Below are 13,956 nucleotides of genomic sequence, written 5' to 3'. Positions count from 1 at the left end.
GTGCCGGCTGCTGATAAAAACGCACCGGTCTTGCCGGGCGCCACAATCGGCATTCTCGGCGGTGGCCAGCTCGGCCGCATGACGGTGCTCGCGGCGGCCAATCTCGGCTACCGTTGCCACATCTTCTGCCAAAGCGCGGACGAACCCGCCGCCCAGATCGCGACCCGGACAACCATCGCCGCCTTCGACGACACGGAAGCGCTGAATGCGTTCGCCGCCGACATCGACGTCGCAACGCTCGAGTTCGAGAACGTGCCCATCGCGACCCTCGAACGGATCGCCGGCCAAGCGCCCGTGCACCCCTCTCCGTCCGTGCAGGCCGTGGCCCAGAACCGTCTCCGCGAAAAGACCTTCGCCAACGAACTGGGCATCGCCACGGCGCCCTTCCGCGCCGCCACAAATGCGGCCGAACTCAAGGACGCCATCGCCGAGATCGGCGCGCCCTCGGTCCTGAAGACCGTGCGCTTCGGCTATGACGGCAAGGGGCAGGTCGGCATCGACGCGGCCACCGACCCCGAACAGGCCTGGGCCGACAGCGGTGCGGGACCGAATACAGACGGCGGCATCCTCGAAGGCTTCGTCGATTTCGACATGGAAATCTCGGTCATCGTCGCCCGCACCATGAGCGGCGAGACGGCGGCCTTCGTGCCGGTCGAGAACCGTCACCGCAACCACATCCTCGACGAGACCATCGTCCCGGCTATGATCCCCGAAGCCGTCTCCGACAAGGCGCGCGATATCTCCATCCGGCTCTGCGAAGGCCTCGGCGTGATCGGCCTGCTGGCGGTCGAGATGTTTGTCACAGCCGGCGGCGATGTATTGGTCAACGAGGTCGCCCCCCGGCCGCATAATTCGGGCCACTGGAGCATCGATGCCGGGCGCACAAGCCAGTATGAGCAGCTCGTCCGCGCCATCTGCGGCCTGCCGCTCGGCGACCCGACGCGGCGCTGCGACGCGGTGATGAAGAACCTCATCGGCGACGATGTGGAGAGTTGGCAGGAGATTGTCGCCGACCCGCAGGCGCGGCTGCACCTCTACGGCAAGACCGAGACCCGTCCCGGCCGCAAGATGGGCCATGTGACGCGGTTGGGGAAGACGTTCAGCGGATGATTGCAAACAGCTTTCCCGGCGTTGGCCGGCTCGCGAATCGATCAGTGAAATGACCGGGAACGCCGCAACGCCTGACAGCGGCGCCGCGCGGGGTCGCGCGACCTGGATCATTCTCGCCAGTGCACTGGCTGTCATCGTCATTTCCGCCGGCATCCAGCAGACCTTCGGCCTGTACATGTTGCCGATCAGTGTCGAACAGGGGTGGGGTCGCGAGATTCTATCGCTGGCGCTCGCCGGGCAGGCGCTCATCATCGGCCTGACGACGCCATTCGTCGCGGCGGTCGCGGACAAATGGGGGGCACCCCGGGTGCTGGGGGCGGGCGGCCTGCTGTACGTCGTCGGCCTCGCGCTGATGTCCCAATCGGTCACACCGGTGACGATGTTCGTGAACGCCGGGTTCCTGGTCGGCATCGCCGCAGCCGCGACCGGCATGCCGCTGGTCCTGTCGATCGTCAGTCGCAATGTCAGCGCCGAGAAGCGCAGCGTGTGGCTCGGCACGGTGACGGCCTGCGGCACGCTCGGCCAGTTCCTCATCGTGCCCTTCAGCCAGCAGATGATCTCCGCCTATGGGTGGCCCGTCGCGCTGATCGCGGTCGCCTGCATCGTCAGCTTCATCGTCCCGCTGGCGCTGGCCATCCGACGGATGAGCAGCACCAGCGTGGAGGCACCATCGACGCAGAAACTCGGCGAAGCGCTCATCGAGGCGCGCAGCAATTCCGGCTATATCCTGTTGATCGTCGGGTTCTTCGTCTGCGGCTTCCACGTCCGTTTCATCGCCGTCCACCTGCCGGCCTATCTCGGCGACCTGGCCTTCACGCCCAGGCTGGCGGCGACCGCGCTGGTCGTCATCGCCGTGTGCAACGGCATCGGCTCGTGGGGGTTCGGCTGGCTCGGCGGCCGCTACCGCAAGAAGCACCTGCTTTCCGGCCTCTACACGATGCGCTCTGTGGCGATCCTCGCCTTCGTCATCACGCCCCCCAGCACGGCCGGCGTGATGATCTTCGCGGCGGCCATCGGCTTTCTCTGGCTCGGGACGGTGCCGCTCACGAGCGGCCTCGTCGCGCAGATCTTCGGCACCCGCTATATGGCAACCTTGTTCGGGATCGTCTTCCTCAGCCACCAGATCGGCGCATTCCTCGGCGTCTGGCTCGGCGGGCGCGTGTTCGACGCGACCGGCTCCTACGAAACCGTCTGGTGGATCGCGATCGCGCTGGGTTTCATCTCAGCGGCGATCCACATGTCGATCGACGACCGGCCGGTGACGCGGCTGCAGGCGGCCGGGTAACAGGACACGTGCCTGCGTAAGAGCGTTTGAGAGGATCGTGCCCGTCAGCGCCCTAGTCCCGGGTCGCCTGGCCGTTGGCGTAGAACTCCCGCCGTTCGAGAAGGTCGAACAGGTCATCGGTGCGCCCGACCTGGCGCAGCAGACCGATGAACTCGTACTCCGAGGCCCCGAGCAGTCCGGCGCGGCTTTCCTCGCGCCGCATATAGGCAATCGCCTGATCGATGGTGGCCACGGCCCGGCGATATTCGCCGAGTTCCGCTTGCGCGGCGGCCAGGGTCGCCAGGCTTTTCGATGATGTCTTGCGCTGCAGCGCACGCTGCGCCCAACGGACGGCCTCGGCGCCATCGCGGACCTTAAGATCGGGCGACGTGGCATAGATCCAGGCCATCGCATTCATCGCCTCGACGAGACCGCGATCGGCAGCCTTGCGATACCAGGCGACGGCCTCGGCGTCGTCCTGCACGACGCCCCGCCCGCGTTCGTAGGCGATGGCAAGATTATAGGCCGCGCGGGCATCGTTCAGGGCGGCCGCGCGCCGGTAGTAGAAGGCCGCGAGCGAATAATTCCGGCTCACGCCCTTGCCCTGGGCGTACATGGTGCCGATGTTGTTCATCGATTTGACGTGACCCTGATCGGCCAGCCGGGCCCAGATCGCCGCCGCCTGTTCGTATTCACCGCGATAATAGGCCTCGTATCCGCGTTTGAAGGCCGCGGCCTGTTCCTTGTCGGTCTCGGGCGGGCTGAGCGGCGAGCGCGCGCCGGGCGCTGGCACCGCCTGACCGCTCTGGGCCTGCGCGGCCTGATCCGGGACAGACGCACCGACAAGGCTGCCGGCCAATAGCGCCAATACGAGAACCAGAGCAAGACGCCGGATTGTGATCATCTGTCGGGGCTCCCTGTAGGCATCCAGACACTTGATGCAGCCGTTGCCGGACAAGTCTCAGCGTCCGGGTTTGTTGGCGTTCGCCTCAAGATGGGCATGCTTGCGAATATGGGCATGAGCAACCTTCCCACAAGACTCGCAGGTAAACCGGCACAGCGGGTTGATCGACATCAGTCGCCAGAGAAATTTCTTCGACGATTCCCGCACCAGCGAGGGAGCCGATATCGGCACGGTCGAAACCGTGACGATCCGGATTCAGGATATCCCGTACCGAATCAGCCGACCCCGCCCTCGCGCAGGCGTTCCGACACCAGCCGGGCGAAGCGCTTCGGGTTCGGCAGATAGGAACCCGCGCGGCGTAGATTTTCGCGCCGCTTGGGAATGCGCATCACACCCGCGATGCGCCGATCGAGGAACTTCCAGGTCGCCTCGCTGTCGTCGGACGCGTCATCGATCCAGTACAGCAACGTCGAGGAATAGACCCCGGCCAGGGTCAGCCGCTTGGTATAGAAATTGAAATCGGTCGCCCGGTCGCCCGCCGCGTACCACATCTCGTCCACCGTCCGGTAAAGCAGGCGCAGCCCCGTGCCGCCATGTTGGGGTTGCGTCAGATATGTGAGCGCGCGGCGGACCGCTTCGCGGTGCTCGGCCACGGCCGCGATCCGCGCGTGCACCAGAAACGTGATCCGCTCGCGGAACCGCATCTCGTCGCCGTTCTCGTCCGCATAGGCGGCGACCATCGTCCGGTCGGCCGCCTCGCTCCAGTGCCCGATGATCTCCGTCATCCCGCCGGGGAAGGCGAGTTTCACGATAGCCGGGTCGAGCCCGGCATCTCCGCCGGCGCGCCGCAGCGACTTCGCCGACCAGCCGTCGAAGGGTACATGGGGCAGCAGCGCGTCAAGGATGGCGCGGCGTTCGGCTGCCATATGCGGCGCGTCAGTTGGCATTCTCGCCGCCCGCATCGCTTTCGCCCGTTTCTTCCGCCTGCCCCTTGCTCAGCTCCTCGACGAAGCCGAACTGGGACATGTCCTCGATCCGGCTGGGATACAGAACCCCGTCGAGATGGTCGCATTCATGCTGGATCACCCGGGCGTGGAAACCTTCCGCGTCGAAGGATATCTCCTCGCCCGCCAATGTCTGATAGGTCACCTGCACGTTGTCGTGGCGGCGCACGACACCTGCCATGCCCGGCACCGACAGGCAGGCCTCGAAATCCAGATTGGTCTCCTCGCCCACCGGCGTGACCACGGGGTTTACCAGCACCGTCAGGGGCACGCCGCCGGCCTCGCCCTCTTCCTCTTCGTCCGCCGCCACCCGGCCGGCCTCGACCTTGTAGACCACGATCCGCCAGGGCATATGCACCTGGGGCGCGGCCAGCCCGGTCCCGTCGGCATCGTCCATGGTCTCGATCATCGCATCGACCAGCCGCGCGACCTCGGGCGCGGTCGGGTCAGGGACCTCGGCGGCGCGGGTGCGCAGAATCGGGTGGCCCATGCGGGCTATTTTCAATATCGCCATAGGCGGAATATGCGTTCACCGCCCGGCTTCGTAAAGGCCCCGGCCATGACGGGGGCAAGAGAAGTCTCGCGCCCGCCCGAGCGATGGCGCTATCCTGTCGCCTCACTTTCCCGATCCGGAGCGACCGTTGGCCGCACTCACCTTTATCGACGGCGACTGGCAGGACGGCAACGTGCCGGTGATCGGCGCCACCTCCCATGCCATCTGGCTCGGCTCGATCGCGTTTGACGGTGCCCGCGCCTTCGAGGGGGTCACCCCCGATCTCGACCGCCACTGTCAGCGGGTGGTCAATTCAGCCGCCGCCCTGCACATGAACGCGCCGCTCTCGGCCGGCGACATCCAGCAGGTCGCGCTCGACGGTGTGGCCCGCTTCGGCCGCGACGCCGAGCTTTATATACGCCCCATGCTCTACGCGGATGCCGGGATGGGCCTGCTCGCGCCCGACCCGGACAGCACCCGGTTCGTTTTGACCGTTTTCGAGGCGCCCATGCCCGCCGGCGGCGGGTTTTCCTGCTGCCTCAGCCCCTATCGCCGGCCCGGACCCGAGCTCGCCCCGACCGACGCCAAGGCGTCGTGCCATTACCCCAACTCGTCCCGCGCCATCATCGATGCCCGCGATCGCGGCTTCGACAACCCGGTCATGCGCGATGCGCTGGGCCATGTCGCGGAGTTCGCCACCGCCAACATCTGGATCGTGCGCGACGGCGTGGCGATCACGCCCGCGCCGAACGGCTCTTTCCTCAACGGCATCACCCGCCAGCGGCTTATTCAGTTGATACGTGACGACGGCATCGAGGTGCAGGAGCGCACGATCGAGACCGGCGAACTGCTCGACGCGGACGAGATCTTCAATTCCGGCAATTACGGCAAGGTCCAGCCGGTGATCCGGTATGAAGATCGGGCACTGCAGCCGGGACCGGTCTACCGCCGGGCGCGGCGGCTCTACTGGGACTTCGCCCACGCAAAGGTCTAGCGCGGCCGCCTGCTTCGACAGGCTCGGCACGAGGGCCAGAGTGACACCAACATGCGCACCAGCCCGTCGTTCCCGCGAAGGCGGGAACCCATAACCAAGAGCGTCCGCCTTGTAGGGCATGGTGTTTATGGATGCCCGCCTTCGCGGGCATGACGAATGAAGGGAAGCGAGAACAGCCCTGCCTAAAAAACCTCACCCTGAGGAGAGGCGGCTTCGAAGACGCCGGCCCGTCTCGAAGGGCGAGGCACCCACGGCATCTAAGCCGCGCTCAGATCCTCGCCATCCAGCGCGCGGCGCAGCAGATCGACCGTCGCGCCCCGGCCATACAGCGCCGCAAAGGAGCCAAACCGCGGCCCCTGGCTCTGGCCGAACAGGACCTCATACAGCGCCCGGAACCAGTCGCGCAGCGGCTCGAACTCATGCGCCTTGCCCACGGCATAGACCTCGTTCTGCAGCGCCTCGCCGTCCGCATCGTCCGGCATCATCGCAAACCGTTCCGCAAGGTCGGCGAGCGCGGCGCGTTCCTTGTCGTCGGGCGCGCGATACTGCTTCGACGGCTTCACGAAGTCCCGGTAATAGGCGATTGCGTGGCCGACGAGCCGGTCGAGGAACGGGCTGTTCTCGGGCGTTGCACCCCGGGAATAGTTTTCGATGAAGCCCCACAGCACCGCCGGGTCTTCGGAGTTGCACGCTGCGGCCAGGTTGAGCAACAGCCCGAAGGAAAGGTCCGCCCCAGCCGCCGGCACGTCGCCGCCATGGATATGCCAGGCAGGGCTCTCGATCTGCTTGTCGGCGTCCAGCGCGGCATACTTCGCCACATGGCTCAGATATTCGTCGACCGACTTGGGGATCACGTCGAAATGCAGACGCTTGGCGGATTTCGGCTTGCCGAACATGTAGTGGGACAGGCTCTCGGGCGGGCCATAGGTCAGCCACTCCTCGATCGTCAGCCCGTTGCCGCGCGACTTGGATATCTTCTCGCCATTCTCGTCGAGGAACAGCTCATAGGTCAGCCCCACCGGCGGCTTCGCGCCGAGGATGCGGCAGATCTTGCCCGACAGGTTCACGGAATCTATCAGGTCCTTGCCCGACATCTCGTAATCGACCGACAATGCCGCCCAGCGCATCGCCCAGTCGGCCTTCCACTGCAGCTTGCACTGCCCGCCCGTCACCGGCGTCTCCACGGTGTCGCCCGTCTCGGGATCCGCGTAGGTCACTGTACCGGCCGCGGGATCCGTCGCGACCATCGGCACCTGCAGCACCACGCCCGTGCGCGGGCAGACCGGCAGGAACGGGCTGTAGGTCGCCTGGCGTTCCGCGCCCAGGGTCGGCAGGATAACCCCCATGATCGCGTCGTAATGGGACAGCATGAGGCGCAGCGTGTCGTCGAACAGCCCGGCCTTGTAACACTCGGTCGAGCTGTAGAACTCATAGTCGAACCCGAAGGTGTCGAGGAACGCCTGCAGGCGCGCATTGTTGTGGGCGGCGAAACTGTCATGGGTGCCGAACGGATCGGGCACCGCCGTCAGCGGTTTGCCGAGATGATTGTTGAGCATCTCCTGCTCGGGCAGGTTCGGCGGCACCTTGCGAAGCCCGTCCATGTCGTCGGAAAAGGCGATCAGGCGCGTGGGGATGTCGGACATCGCCGCGAAGGCACGGCGCACCATCGTGGTCCGGGCCACCTCGCCGAAGGTCCCGATATGGGGCAGCCCGGACGGCCCGTAACCCGTCTCGAACAGCACGTAACCCTTCTCGGGCGTCTGCGCGGCTTCGCCGCCCAGCCGATCGAGGATCGACCGCGCCTCCTGGAATGGCCACGCCTTGGCCGCGCCCAGCATGTCCTGATCGTTTGCCATCTACCCGTTTTGCCCTTGTTCGTCCGCGCGATTTCGTGCCGCGGAACCTAGAGCATTCCGGAATCAGGTCAACCGCCGCTTCGTCGTTCCACGACGCGGTCAGACAGCCGGGCGTTCAGAAATCGACGCGGTCAAACAGATGAGTCGAACCGCGCCCCGCGATCGGGTTCCGGCACGGTGCGATCAACCGCCGGCTCCGTCGGCGTGCGGTCCACCCATGGTTCGGGCGCGCTTTCCGCACCTTGCGACACCTGGACCTGGTCGACCGGCTCACCGGGAATCCGGGGGCCCGTCGTGCCGGTCGCCGGGGCCGGCACCTCAACCGCAGCGGCCGGTTTGGCCACTGGGCTGGGCGCCGGTTCCCGGATCAACGTCGATACCTGACTCGTGGAATTGAAATCCATCATCCTTGCTCCATCCTGGGCAATTCGCGCCACCCCCGATACGGCGCTGCGGAACGGCGACGCAAAGGGATTGGCCAGCGCTTAAACCTGGCCTATCCGGCCGCTTTGGTCACCCGGGATCGCGAGTGATTTTCGTCAAAAACCTGCATGATTTTCGGCAAAGACGCGGGTGATTTTCGATAAATATGTGCCGCATTTGCACAAAGCTTTAGGGATCGCTTTCGGGATTCGGGGTGTCCCCGCTAATGTCCTGCGATGAGTGAGCCGCCCTTCTCCGCCGACCGCCCGCCCCGTGACGTCCGCGCCGTCGACCTGCCCGCGCTTGTCGCCGGCCGCAGCTTCGCGACCTGGCGCGAGGCGGACGGCACCCGCGACGCGCTGGGCAGCGACGAGGCCGTCCGCCGGGCCCGCGCCCAGCCGCCCGTGCTATGTCATGGCCCGGCCACGGCCCGGCGCCTGGGAACCGATCATATCGACGGTTATGACGTGCTGGAGCTGTTCGCCTTCGTCCGGCCGGCGGAATTCACCCTGCCCACCATCCGGGGGCTCGCCCGCACCCTCGGAATCACAGGACCCGAAGACGCCGACGCGCTCATCGCGATCGCCGATCGTCTGCTCACCGACCTGGCGGAGGACCGGCAGGGCTACGAAGACGCCGCCGCCATCGCGCGCGCCCTGCAACGCGCCGGCTGGCTGTGGGCGCCCTTCGTACTGGCGGCCCTCAACACCGCGGGTTGGCCGGACGGCAACGACAGCCGTGTCGTCGGTGCGCTGGCCGTCTGGCGCGAGGTGCCTGAATGGGGTGAGACCGCGCCGGAACCCCCGCCCGGCAACGAACCCGTATCGGCCGACGAAGCCCGCGACCGGCTGGCCTTCCTGCTGGGCGCCGACGCTGAGAGCCGCGCGGGCCAGCGCGACTACGCGGCCGTCACGGCTGAAGCCTTCGCGCCACGTCCCGCGCCCGACAGGCCCAACATCGTGCTGGCCGAAGCGGGCACGGGCACGGGCAAGACCCTCGGCTACATCGCCCCGGCCAGCATCTGGTCCGAGAAGAACGCCGGGCCGGTCTGGATCAGCACCTACACCCGCAACCTGCAGCAACAGATCGATCAGGAGCTGAGCCGCCTCTATCCCAACCCGGACGAGAAGGCCCGCCATGTGGTGATCCGCAAGGGGCGGGAGAATTATCTCTGCTTGCTGAACCTGGAAGATGCGGCCGGGCGCTTCACCACCCTGCAGCGCCGCAACGCGCTCGGCGTGGCGCTCACCGCGCGCTGGGTGCAGGCCACGCGCGACGGCGATCTGGGCGGCGATTTCCCGGCCTGGCTGGTCGATCTGGTCGGGGTCGCGCCGACCCTGGGCCTGTCCGACCGGCGCGGCGAGTGCATCTATTCCGCGTGCAGCCATTATAGCCGCTGCTTCGTTGAGGCCAGCGTACGCAAGGCTCGCAAGGCCCGGCTGGTCGTCGCCAACCATGCGCTGGTCATGATCCAGGCTGCGCTCGGCGCCGGAGACGGCGCGGGCGATGGCGCCAACATCCCATCGCGCTACGTGTTCGACGAGGGGCATCATGTCTTCGATGCCGCCGATTCCGCGTTCGCCGCGCATCTGAGCGGCCGCGAGATGGCCGAACTGCGCCGCTGGCTGCTGGGCAATGAAGGCAGCGGTCGGCGGCGGCCGGGCGGGCGCTCGCGGGGCCTGCGCGAGCGGGCCGAAGACCTGATCGCCGCCGAAGATTCCGACGCCGCCGACGCCCTCGCGGCCGCACTCGATGCCGCGCAGATTCTCCCCGCTCCGGGTTGGCTGAACCGTCTCTCGGGCGCGATGACCGAGGGGCCGGCGGAGGCGTTCCTGGCCGAAGTCCGCGAACAGGTCTTCGCCCGCGCCAGGGCCAGCGACGGCCCGTATTCACTGGAGACGGAAGTACGCCCGCCTTCCGACGGCATGCCTGACGCGGCGCTAGCGCTGCGCGAACAGCTCGTCGCGCTGGCCACGCCGCTGCGCAAGCTCTGCACCCGGCTGATCCAGCGGCTCGATGCCGACGCCGACGAGCTCGACAGCGCCACGCGGGTGCGCATCGAGGCGGTCGCCCGCGCCCTCCAGCGCCGCGCGGAAATGCTCATCGGCGCCTGGATCGACATGCTCGACGCGATCAACGAACCGGTGTCGGCCGCCTTCGTGGACTGGATCGAGGTCGAGCGGATCGACGGCCGCGAACTCGACGCCGGGCTTTATCGCCACTGGGTGGACCCGACGATGCCGTTCGCCGAGGCGATGGCGCCGATCGCCCACGGCATGGTCTTCACCTCCGCCACCCTGACCGACCGCACCGGCAACGCCGCTGCGGAAATCGACGACAATCGCGACACGAACGCCGCGCCGGACACCGACTGGACCAGCGCTGACGCGCGTACGGGGGCGGTACATTTCCCGTCACCGGCGGTGCACGCCCGCGTCGCGTCACCCTTCGATTATGCCGCCCAGACAAAAGTGTTCGTGGTCGCGGATGTACGGCGCAACGATGCCGACCAGATGGCGGCCGCCATGCGCGAGCTGTTCGTCGCGTCCGGCGGCGGCGGGCTCGGCCTGTTCACGTCGATCGCCCGCCTGCGCCAGGTCCATGCGCGGATGGCCGACGCGCTCGATGCGGCCGAGTTGCCGCTCTACGCGCAGCATGTGGATTCCCTGAACGTGGCCACCCTGATCGATATATTCCGGGCTGAGACCGATGCCTGCCTGCTCGGCACTGACGCGGTGCGCGACGGCGTCGATGTGCCCGGGCGCTCTTTGCGCATGCTCGCTTTCGACCGCATCCCCTGGCCCCGCCCGACGATCCTACACAAGGCCCGGCGCGACGCCTTCGGCGGCCGCGAGCATGACGACCTGCTCGCCCGGCTGCGTCTCTCCCAGGCCTATGGCCGGCTGATCCGGCGCAACGGTGACAGGGGCGTGTTCGTCATCCTCGATGCCGCGACGCCGACGCGTTTGTTCGGCGCGTTTCCAGAAGGCGTGGTGCCCGAACGGGTCGGGCTGGTGGACGCGATCGAGGCGACGGAGGAATTTTTGGGAAGTTAGTATCTGCCCCGGCCGGGGAAGCGGGCCGGTGCCGGGTCATGCCATAGGCAAACCCTAACCCGTCCCGAACCAGGCGAGCAGCGCGCTGACGGTCACGATAGACAGGACCGTCGAGACCAGGATCGCCGCCGAGCAACGCTGGACGAATATCCCGTATTTCTGCGCAATCACGAACACCAACGCACCGGTCGGCAGCGCCGCCAGAAGCACCGCGCCGCGCACAAGCTCCGCGTCCAGCCCGAAAACCCAAACCGCAAACCACCAGGTGACCACCGGTTGCAGGATGAGTTTCAACGCAACCAGCCAGCCCACCTCACCAGCCCCGGCCGCCAGCGGCTTGCCGACCATAAATAGACCGATCGCAAACAAGGCGCACGGTCCGGCCGCCGCGCCCATGAGGGCGAGAAAGCTCGACGCGGGTACCGGCAGTTCCAGCCCCGACCAGGACCAGACCACGCCGGCCATCGGTGCGAGGAACAGGGGCCCCCTGACGACAGCCCATACCGCATCGACTAAAACCCGGAACGGCGAGGACCCGCTGTCACCGCGAAACTCGATAATCAAGATCGTCAGCCCCAGCACGACGACATTGTTGATCGCCGTTGCGATCACGGCGAGCAGCGCCCCGTCCGGCCCGAATGCCGCCAGAAACAGCGGAATGCCCATATAGCCCGTGTTGGCGAATATGCCGGTCAGGCTGTGCAGGGTCAGCCCGGCCAGCGAGTTGGGAAACAGAAACCGGGCGAGTACGAAGGTCGGGATCGCCACCGCGGCCATCCCGGCCATAAGCGTCCAGATGAACGGCCAGTTGAATACCGCCGATAACGGGACGGTGGCGATCGACAGGAACATCACCGGCGGCAGGGCGAACCAGTAGACGAAGGCGTTCAGCGCCTCGGAGCTCGATTCGCCGAGAATGCGGAAGCGACCGGCGAGATAGCCGGCGAGCATGATCGCAAAAACGGGAATGGCGACATTGATTACGGCAGACATAAGACCAACCTATTGGGGGTCCCAAAACGTGTCGACGGACTTTGGGCGCCCCCACCGATGACGGCTTGACGCCACCCCTCCCGAACGCTTTAACGAACCCCGCACCAGTAAGGAAGTATTCGATATGATCGAACCCCAGACCGCCCTTGTCTACACCATGGTCATGGTCTCCGCCGCCGACAGCGAGATGACCGATTCCGAAATCGGCCGGATCGGCGAGATGGTCAGCCAGTTGCCGGTCTTCTCCGGTTTCGATACCGAACAGCTCACCGACATTGCGCGCGACTGCGCCGATCTTCTGACGAAAGAAGACGGGCTCGACGACGCGCTATCCCAGATCCGCGACGCGCTGCCCGAGCGCCTGCGCGACACCGCCTATGTGCTGGCCTGCGACATCGCCACGGCGGACGAGAAGGCCAGCCAGGAAGAACTTCGGCTGCTCGAGATGCTGCGCCACACGCTCAACGTCGAACGCCTGACCGCCGCCGCCATCGAGCGGACCGCGCGCGCGCGTTACGCGACCATCTGACCTGACCCCGGAGCGCATCTTGGCGGACCTCAACGGCACGAAAATCGGCTTCATCGGCCTCGGCCTGATGGGCAAGCCGATGGCGCGCAATCTGCATACCGGCGGCGCGTCGGTTACGGTTACCAGCCGCAGCCCGGGCCCTGCGGAAGAGATGGCGGCGCTGGGCCTCAACACCGCCACCACCCCACGCGATGTGGCCGCGGCGAGCGACATCACCATCCTCATGGTCACCGACACACCGTCGGTGGATACGGTCCTGCATGGTGAGAATGGCGTCTTCGCCGGTTTGTCTGCTGACGAGATCGTCATCGACATGGGCACCACCAAGGTCCGCGAGACGCGTGCTTGGGCCGCGGAGACAGAGGCACTCGGCGCGCATTATGTGGACGCGCCGGTGTCCGGTGGCACCGTGGGCGCCGAAGCCGGGAAACTCACCATCATGGTCGGTGCGGACGACGAAATCGTGCCGCGCGTCATGCCGGTATTCGAGACGCTCGGCCAGAACATTACCCATATCGGCGCTGTCGGGGCCGGACAGGTCACCAAGACCGCGAACCAGGCCATCGTCGGCATGACCCTGGCCGCCGTTGCCGAAGGGCTCACCCTGGCCGACCGCGCGGGGGTCGATCCCGCCAAGGTCCGCCAGGCATTGCTCGGCGGCTTCGCCGAATCACGTGTTCTGGATCTGCATGGCGGCCGGATGGTCGAACGGGCGTTCGAGCCCCATGGCCGCGCCTCGGTGCACCACAAGGACATCCTCCAGGCGCTCGAGCTGGCCGAGCAGGTCGGCATCGATCTGGTGTCTCTGAACACCAATCTCGAACTCTGGCAGAAGATGTTGGACCGCGGCTGGGCCGACCTCGACCAGGCCGGTATCATCCGCGCTGTCGAGGAAGAGTAGTAACTCACGCAATTCCGCCAATGCTTCGACACGCCGCCTGCGTCGGCTCCTCAGCATGAGGTGACTTGTTCTGTCCTCACCCTGAGGAGGGACGGCTTCGAAGAAGCCGGCTCGTCTCGAAAGGCGCGACCATCCACACAATCGTCGTTCCCGCGAAGGCGGGAACCCATAACCACCTGCGGGTGCCTCGTTTGACACGGTGTTTATGGATGCCCGCCTTCGCGGGCTTGATCCGGGTATCTCTTCGAATTCTGTCGCGGGCGAGTTTGAAACCCGCCCCTGCACCCGGACGCGGACTTCCACTGTTCGCGGCCACATACGGCCGACCCTGTAGGGGCGGGTCTGCGACCCGCCCGCATTTCATGATCACTCGCCATGAATCAGACAAACACCCAAAGAAAAAGGGCCGCACCGTCGCCGGTGCGGCCC

Annotated in this window: 12 protein-coding genes; 6 read left to right on the top strand and 6 right to left on the bottom strand. The window is 66.5% G+C overall.

What is annotated here, in order from left to right:
• Both ABJ363_08265 and ABJ363_08260 read left to right on the top strand, forming a co-directional pair.
• Complete coding sequence (locus ABJ363_08265; GenBank protein MEP4378977.1) at nucleotides 1-1,110, top strand: 5-(carboxyamino)imidazole ribonucleotide synthase; 1,110 nt, start codon at nucleotides 1-3, stop codon at nucleotides 1,108-1,110.
• A 49-nt stretch (nucleotides 1,111-1,159) separates the two neighbouring features.
• A complete protein-coding gene (locus ABJ363_08260; GenBank protein MEP4378976.1) occupies nucleotides 1,160-2,395 on the top strand; it encodes an MFS transporter in 1,236 nt (411 codons plus the stop codon).
• A gap of 52 nt (nucleotides 2,396-2,447) precedes the next feature.
• Here the strand turns inward: ABJ363_08260 and ABJ363_08255 are convergent, their stop codons facing one another.
• The 3 genes from ABJ363_08255 to def form a co-directional block, all read right to left on the bottom strand.
• A complete protein-coding gene (locus ABJ363_08255; protein ID MEP4378975.1) occupies nucleotides 2,448-3,278 on the bottom strand; it encodes a tetratricopeptide repeat protein in 831 nt (276 codons plus the stop codon).
• Between the two features lie 275 nt (nucleotides 3,279-3,553).
• Entirely contained in the window at nucleotides 3,554-4,204 is a 651-nt protein-coding gene (locus ABJ363_08250; protein MEP4378974.1) for a COQ9 family protein, read from the bottom strand.
• Nucleotides 4,205-4,214: 10 nt separating this feature from the next.
• Complete coding sequence (gene def, locus ABJ363_08245; protein MEP4378973.1) at nucleotides 4,215-4,796, bottom strand: peptide deformylase; 582 nt, start codon at nucleotides 4,794-4,796, stop codon at nucleotides 4,215-4,217.
• 127 nt (nucleotides 4,797-4,923) lie between these two features.
• Here def and ABJ363_08240 point away from each other — a divergent pair, with 127 nt between their 5' ends.
• Nucleotides 4,924-5,769, top strand: a complete 846-nt coding sequence (locus tag ABJ363_08240; GenBank protein MEP4378972.1) for a branched-chain amino acid aminotransferase — start codon at nucleotides 4,924-4,926, stop codon at nucleotides 5,767-5,769.
• A 257-nt stretch (nucleotides 5,770-6,026) separates the two neighbouring features.
• Here ABJ363_08240 and ABJ363_08235 read toward each other — a convergent pair whose 3' ends face one another.
• The gene (locus ABJ363_08235; protein ID MEP4378971.1) at nucleotides 6,027-7,625 is read right to left on the bottom strand and encodes a lysine--tRNA ligase; all 1,599 of its coding nucleotides are present in this window, start codon (nucleotides 7,623-7,625) and stop codon (nucleotides 6,027-6,029) included.
• Nucleotides 7,626-7,756: 131 nt separating this feature from the next.
• Nucleotides 7,757-8,029 (bottom strand): hypothetical protein, encoded by a 273-nt coding sequence (locus tag ABJ363_08230; GenBank protein MEP4378970.1) that lies wholly within the window; start codon nucleotides 8,027-8,029, stop codon nucleotides 7,757-7,759.
• A gap of 255 nt (nucleotides 8,030-8,284) precedes the next feature.
• On the opposite strand from ABJ363_08230, the gene ABJ363_08225 reads away from it, so the two are divergent.
• A complete protein-coding gene (locus tag ABJ363_08225) occupies nucleotides 8,285-11,104 on the top strand; it encodes an ATP-dependent DNA helicase (GenBank protein ID MEP4378969.1) in 2,820 nt (939 codons plus the stop codon).
• Nucleotides 11,105-11,158: 54 nt separating this feature from the next.
• Here the strand turns inward: ABJ363_08225 and ABJ363_08220 are convergent, their stop codons facing one another.
• Entirely contained in the window at nucleotides 11,159-12,097 is a 939-nt protein-coding gene (locus tag ABJ363_08220; protein ID MEP4378968.1) for an AEC family transporter, read from the bottom strand.
• Nucleotides 12,098-12,221: 124 nt separating this feature from the next.
• Between ABJ363_08220 and ABJ363_08215 the strand changes: the two genes are divergently transcribed.
• A complete protein-coding gene (locus ABJ363_08215; GenBank protein MEP4378967.1) occupies nucleotides 12,222-12,626 on the top strand; it encodes a tellurite resistance TerB family protein in 405 nt (134 codons plus the stop codon).
• 19 nt (nucleotides 12,627-12,645) lie between these two features.
• Entirely contained in the window at nucleotides 12,646-13,527 is an 882-nt protein-coding gene (locus tag ABJ363_08210) for an NAD(P)-dependent oxidoreductase (GenBank protein ID MEP4378966.1), read from the top strand.
• Nucleotides 13,528-13,956: the final 429 nt, after the last annotated feature.

The sequence above is a fragment of the Alphaproteobacteria bacterium genome, assembly GCA_039980135.1.
GTDB lineage: Bacteria > Pseudomonadota > Alphaproteobacteria > UBA6615 > UBA6615 > UBA8079.
This window is presented reverse-complemented; position numbering and strand designations above follow the sequence as displayed.

What these genes read in the sequence shown, in the direction of transcription:
- ABJ363_08260 (MEP4378976.1), top strand. Translation starts at nt 1,160, where the DNA reads ATGACCGGGAACGCCGCAACGCCTGACAGCGGCGCCGCGCGGGGTCGC.
- ABJ363_08255 (MEP4378975.1), bottom strand. Translation starts at nt 3,278, where the DNA reads ATGATCACAATCCGGCGTCTTGCTCTGGTTCTCGTATTGGCGCTATTG.
- ABJ363_08250 (MEP4378974.1), bottom strand. Translation starts at nt 4,204, where the DNA reads ATGGCAGCCGAACGCCGCGCCATCCTTGACGCGCTGCTGCCCCATGTA.
- def (MEP4378973.1), bottom strand. Translation starts at nt 4,796, where the DNA reads ATGGCGATATTGAAAATAGCCCGCATGGGCCACCCGATTCTGCGCACC.
- ABJ363_08235 (MEP4378971.1), bottom strand. Translation starts at nt 7,625, where the DNA reads ATGGCAAACGATCAGGACATGCTGGGCGCGGCCAAGGCGTGGCCATTC.
- ABJ363_08230 (MEP4378970.1), bottom strand. Translation starts at nt 8,029, where the DNA reads ATGGATTTCAATTCCACGAGTCAGGTATCGACGTTGATCCGGGAACCG.
- ABJ363_08225 (MEP4378969.1), top strand. Translation starts at nt 8,285, where the DNA reads ATGAGTGAGCCGCCCTTCTCCGCCGACCGCCCGCCCCGTGACGTCCGC.
- ABJ363_08220 (MEP4378968.1), bottom strand. Translation starts at nt 12,097, where the DNA reads ATGTCTGCCGTAATCAATGTCGCCATTCCCGTTTTTGCGATCATGCTC.
- ABJ363_08215 (MEP4378967.1), top strand. Translation starts at nt 12,222, where the DNA reads ATGATCGAACCCCAGACCGCCCTTGTCTACACCATGGTCATGGTCTCC.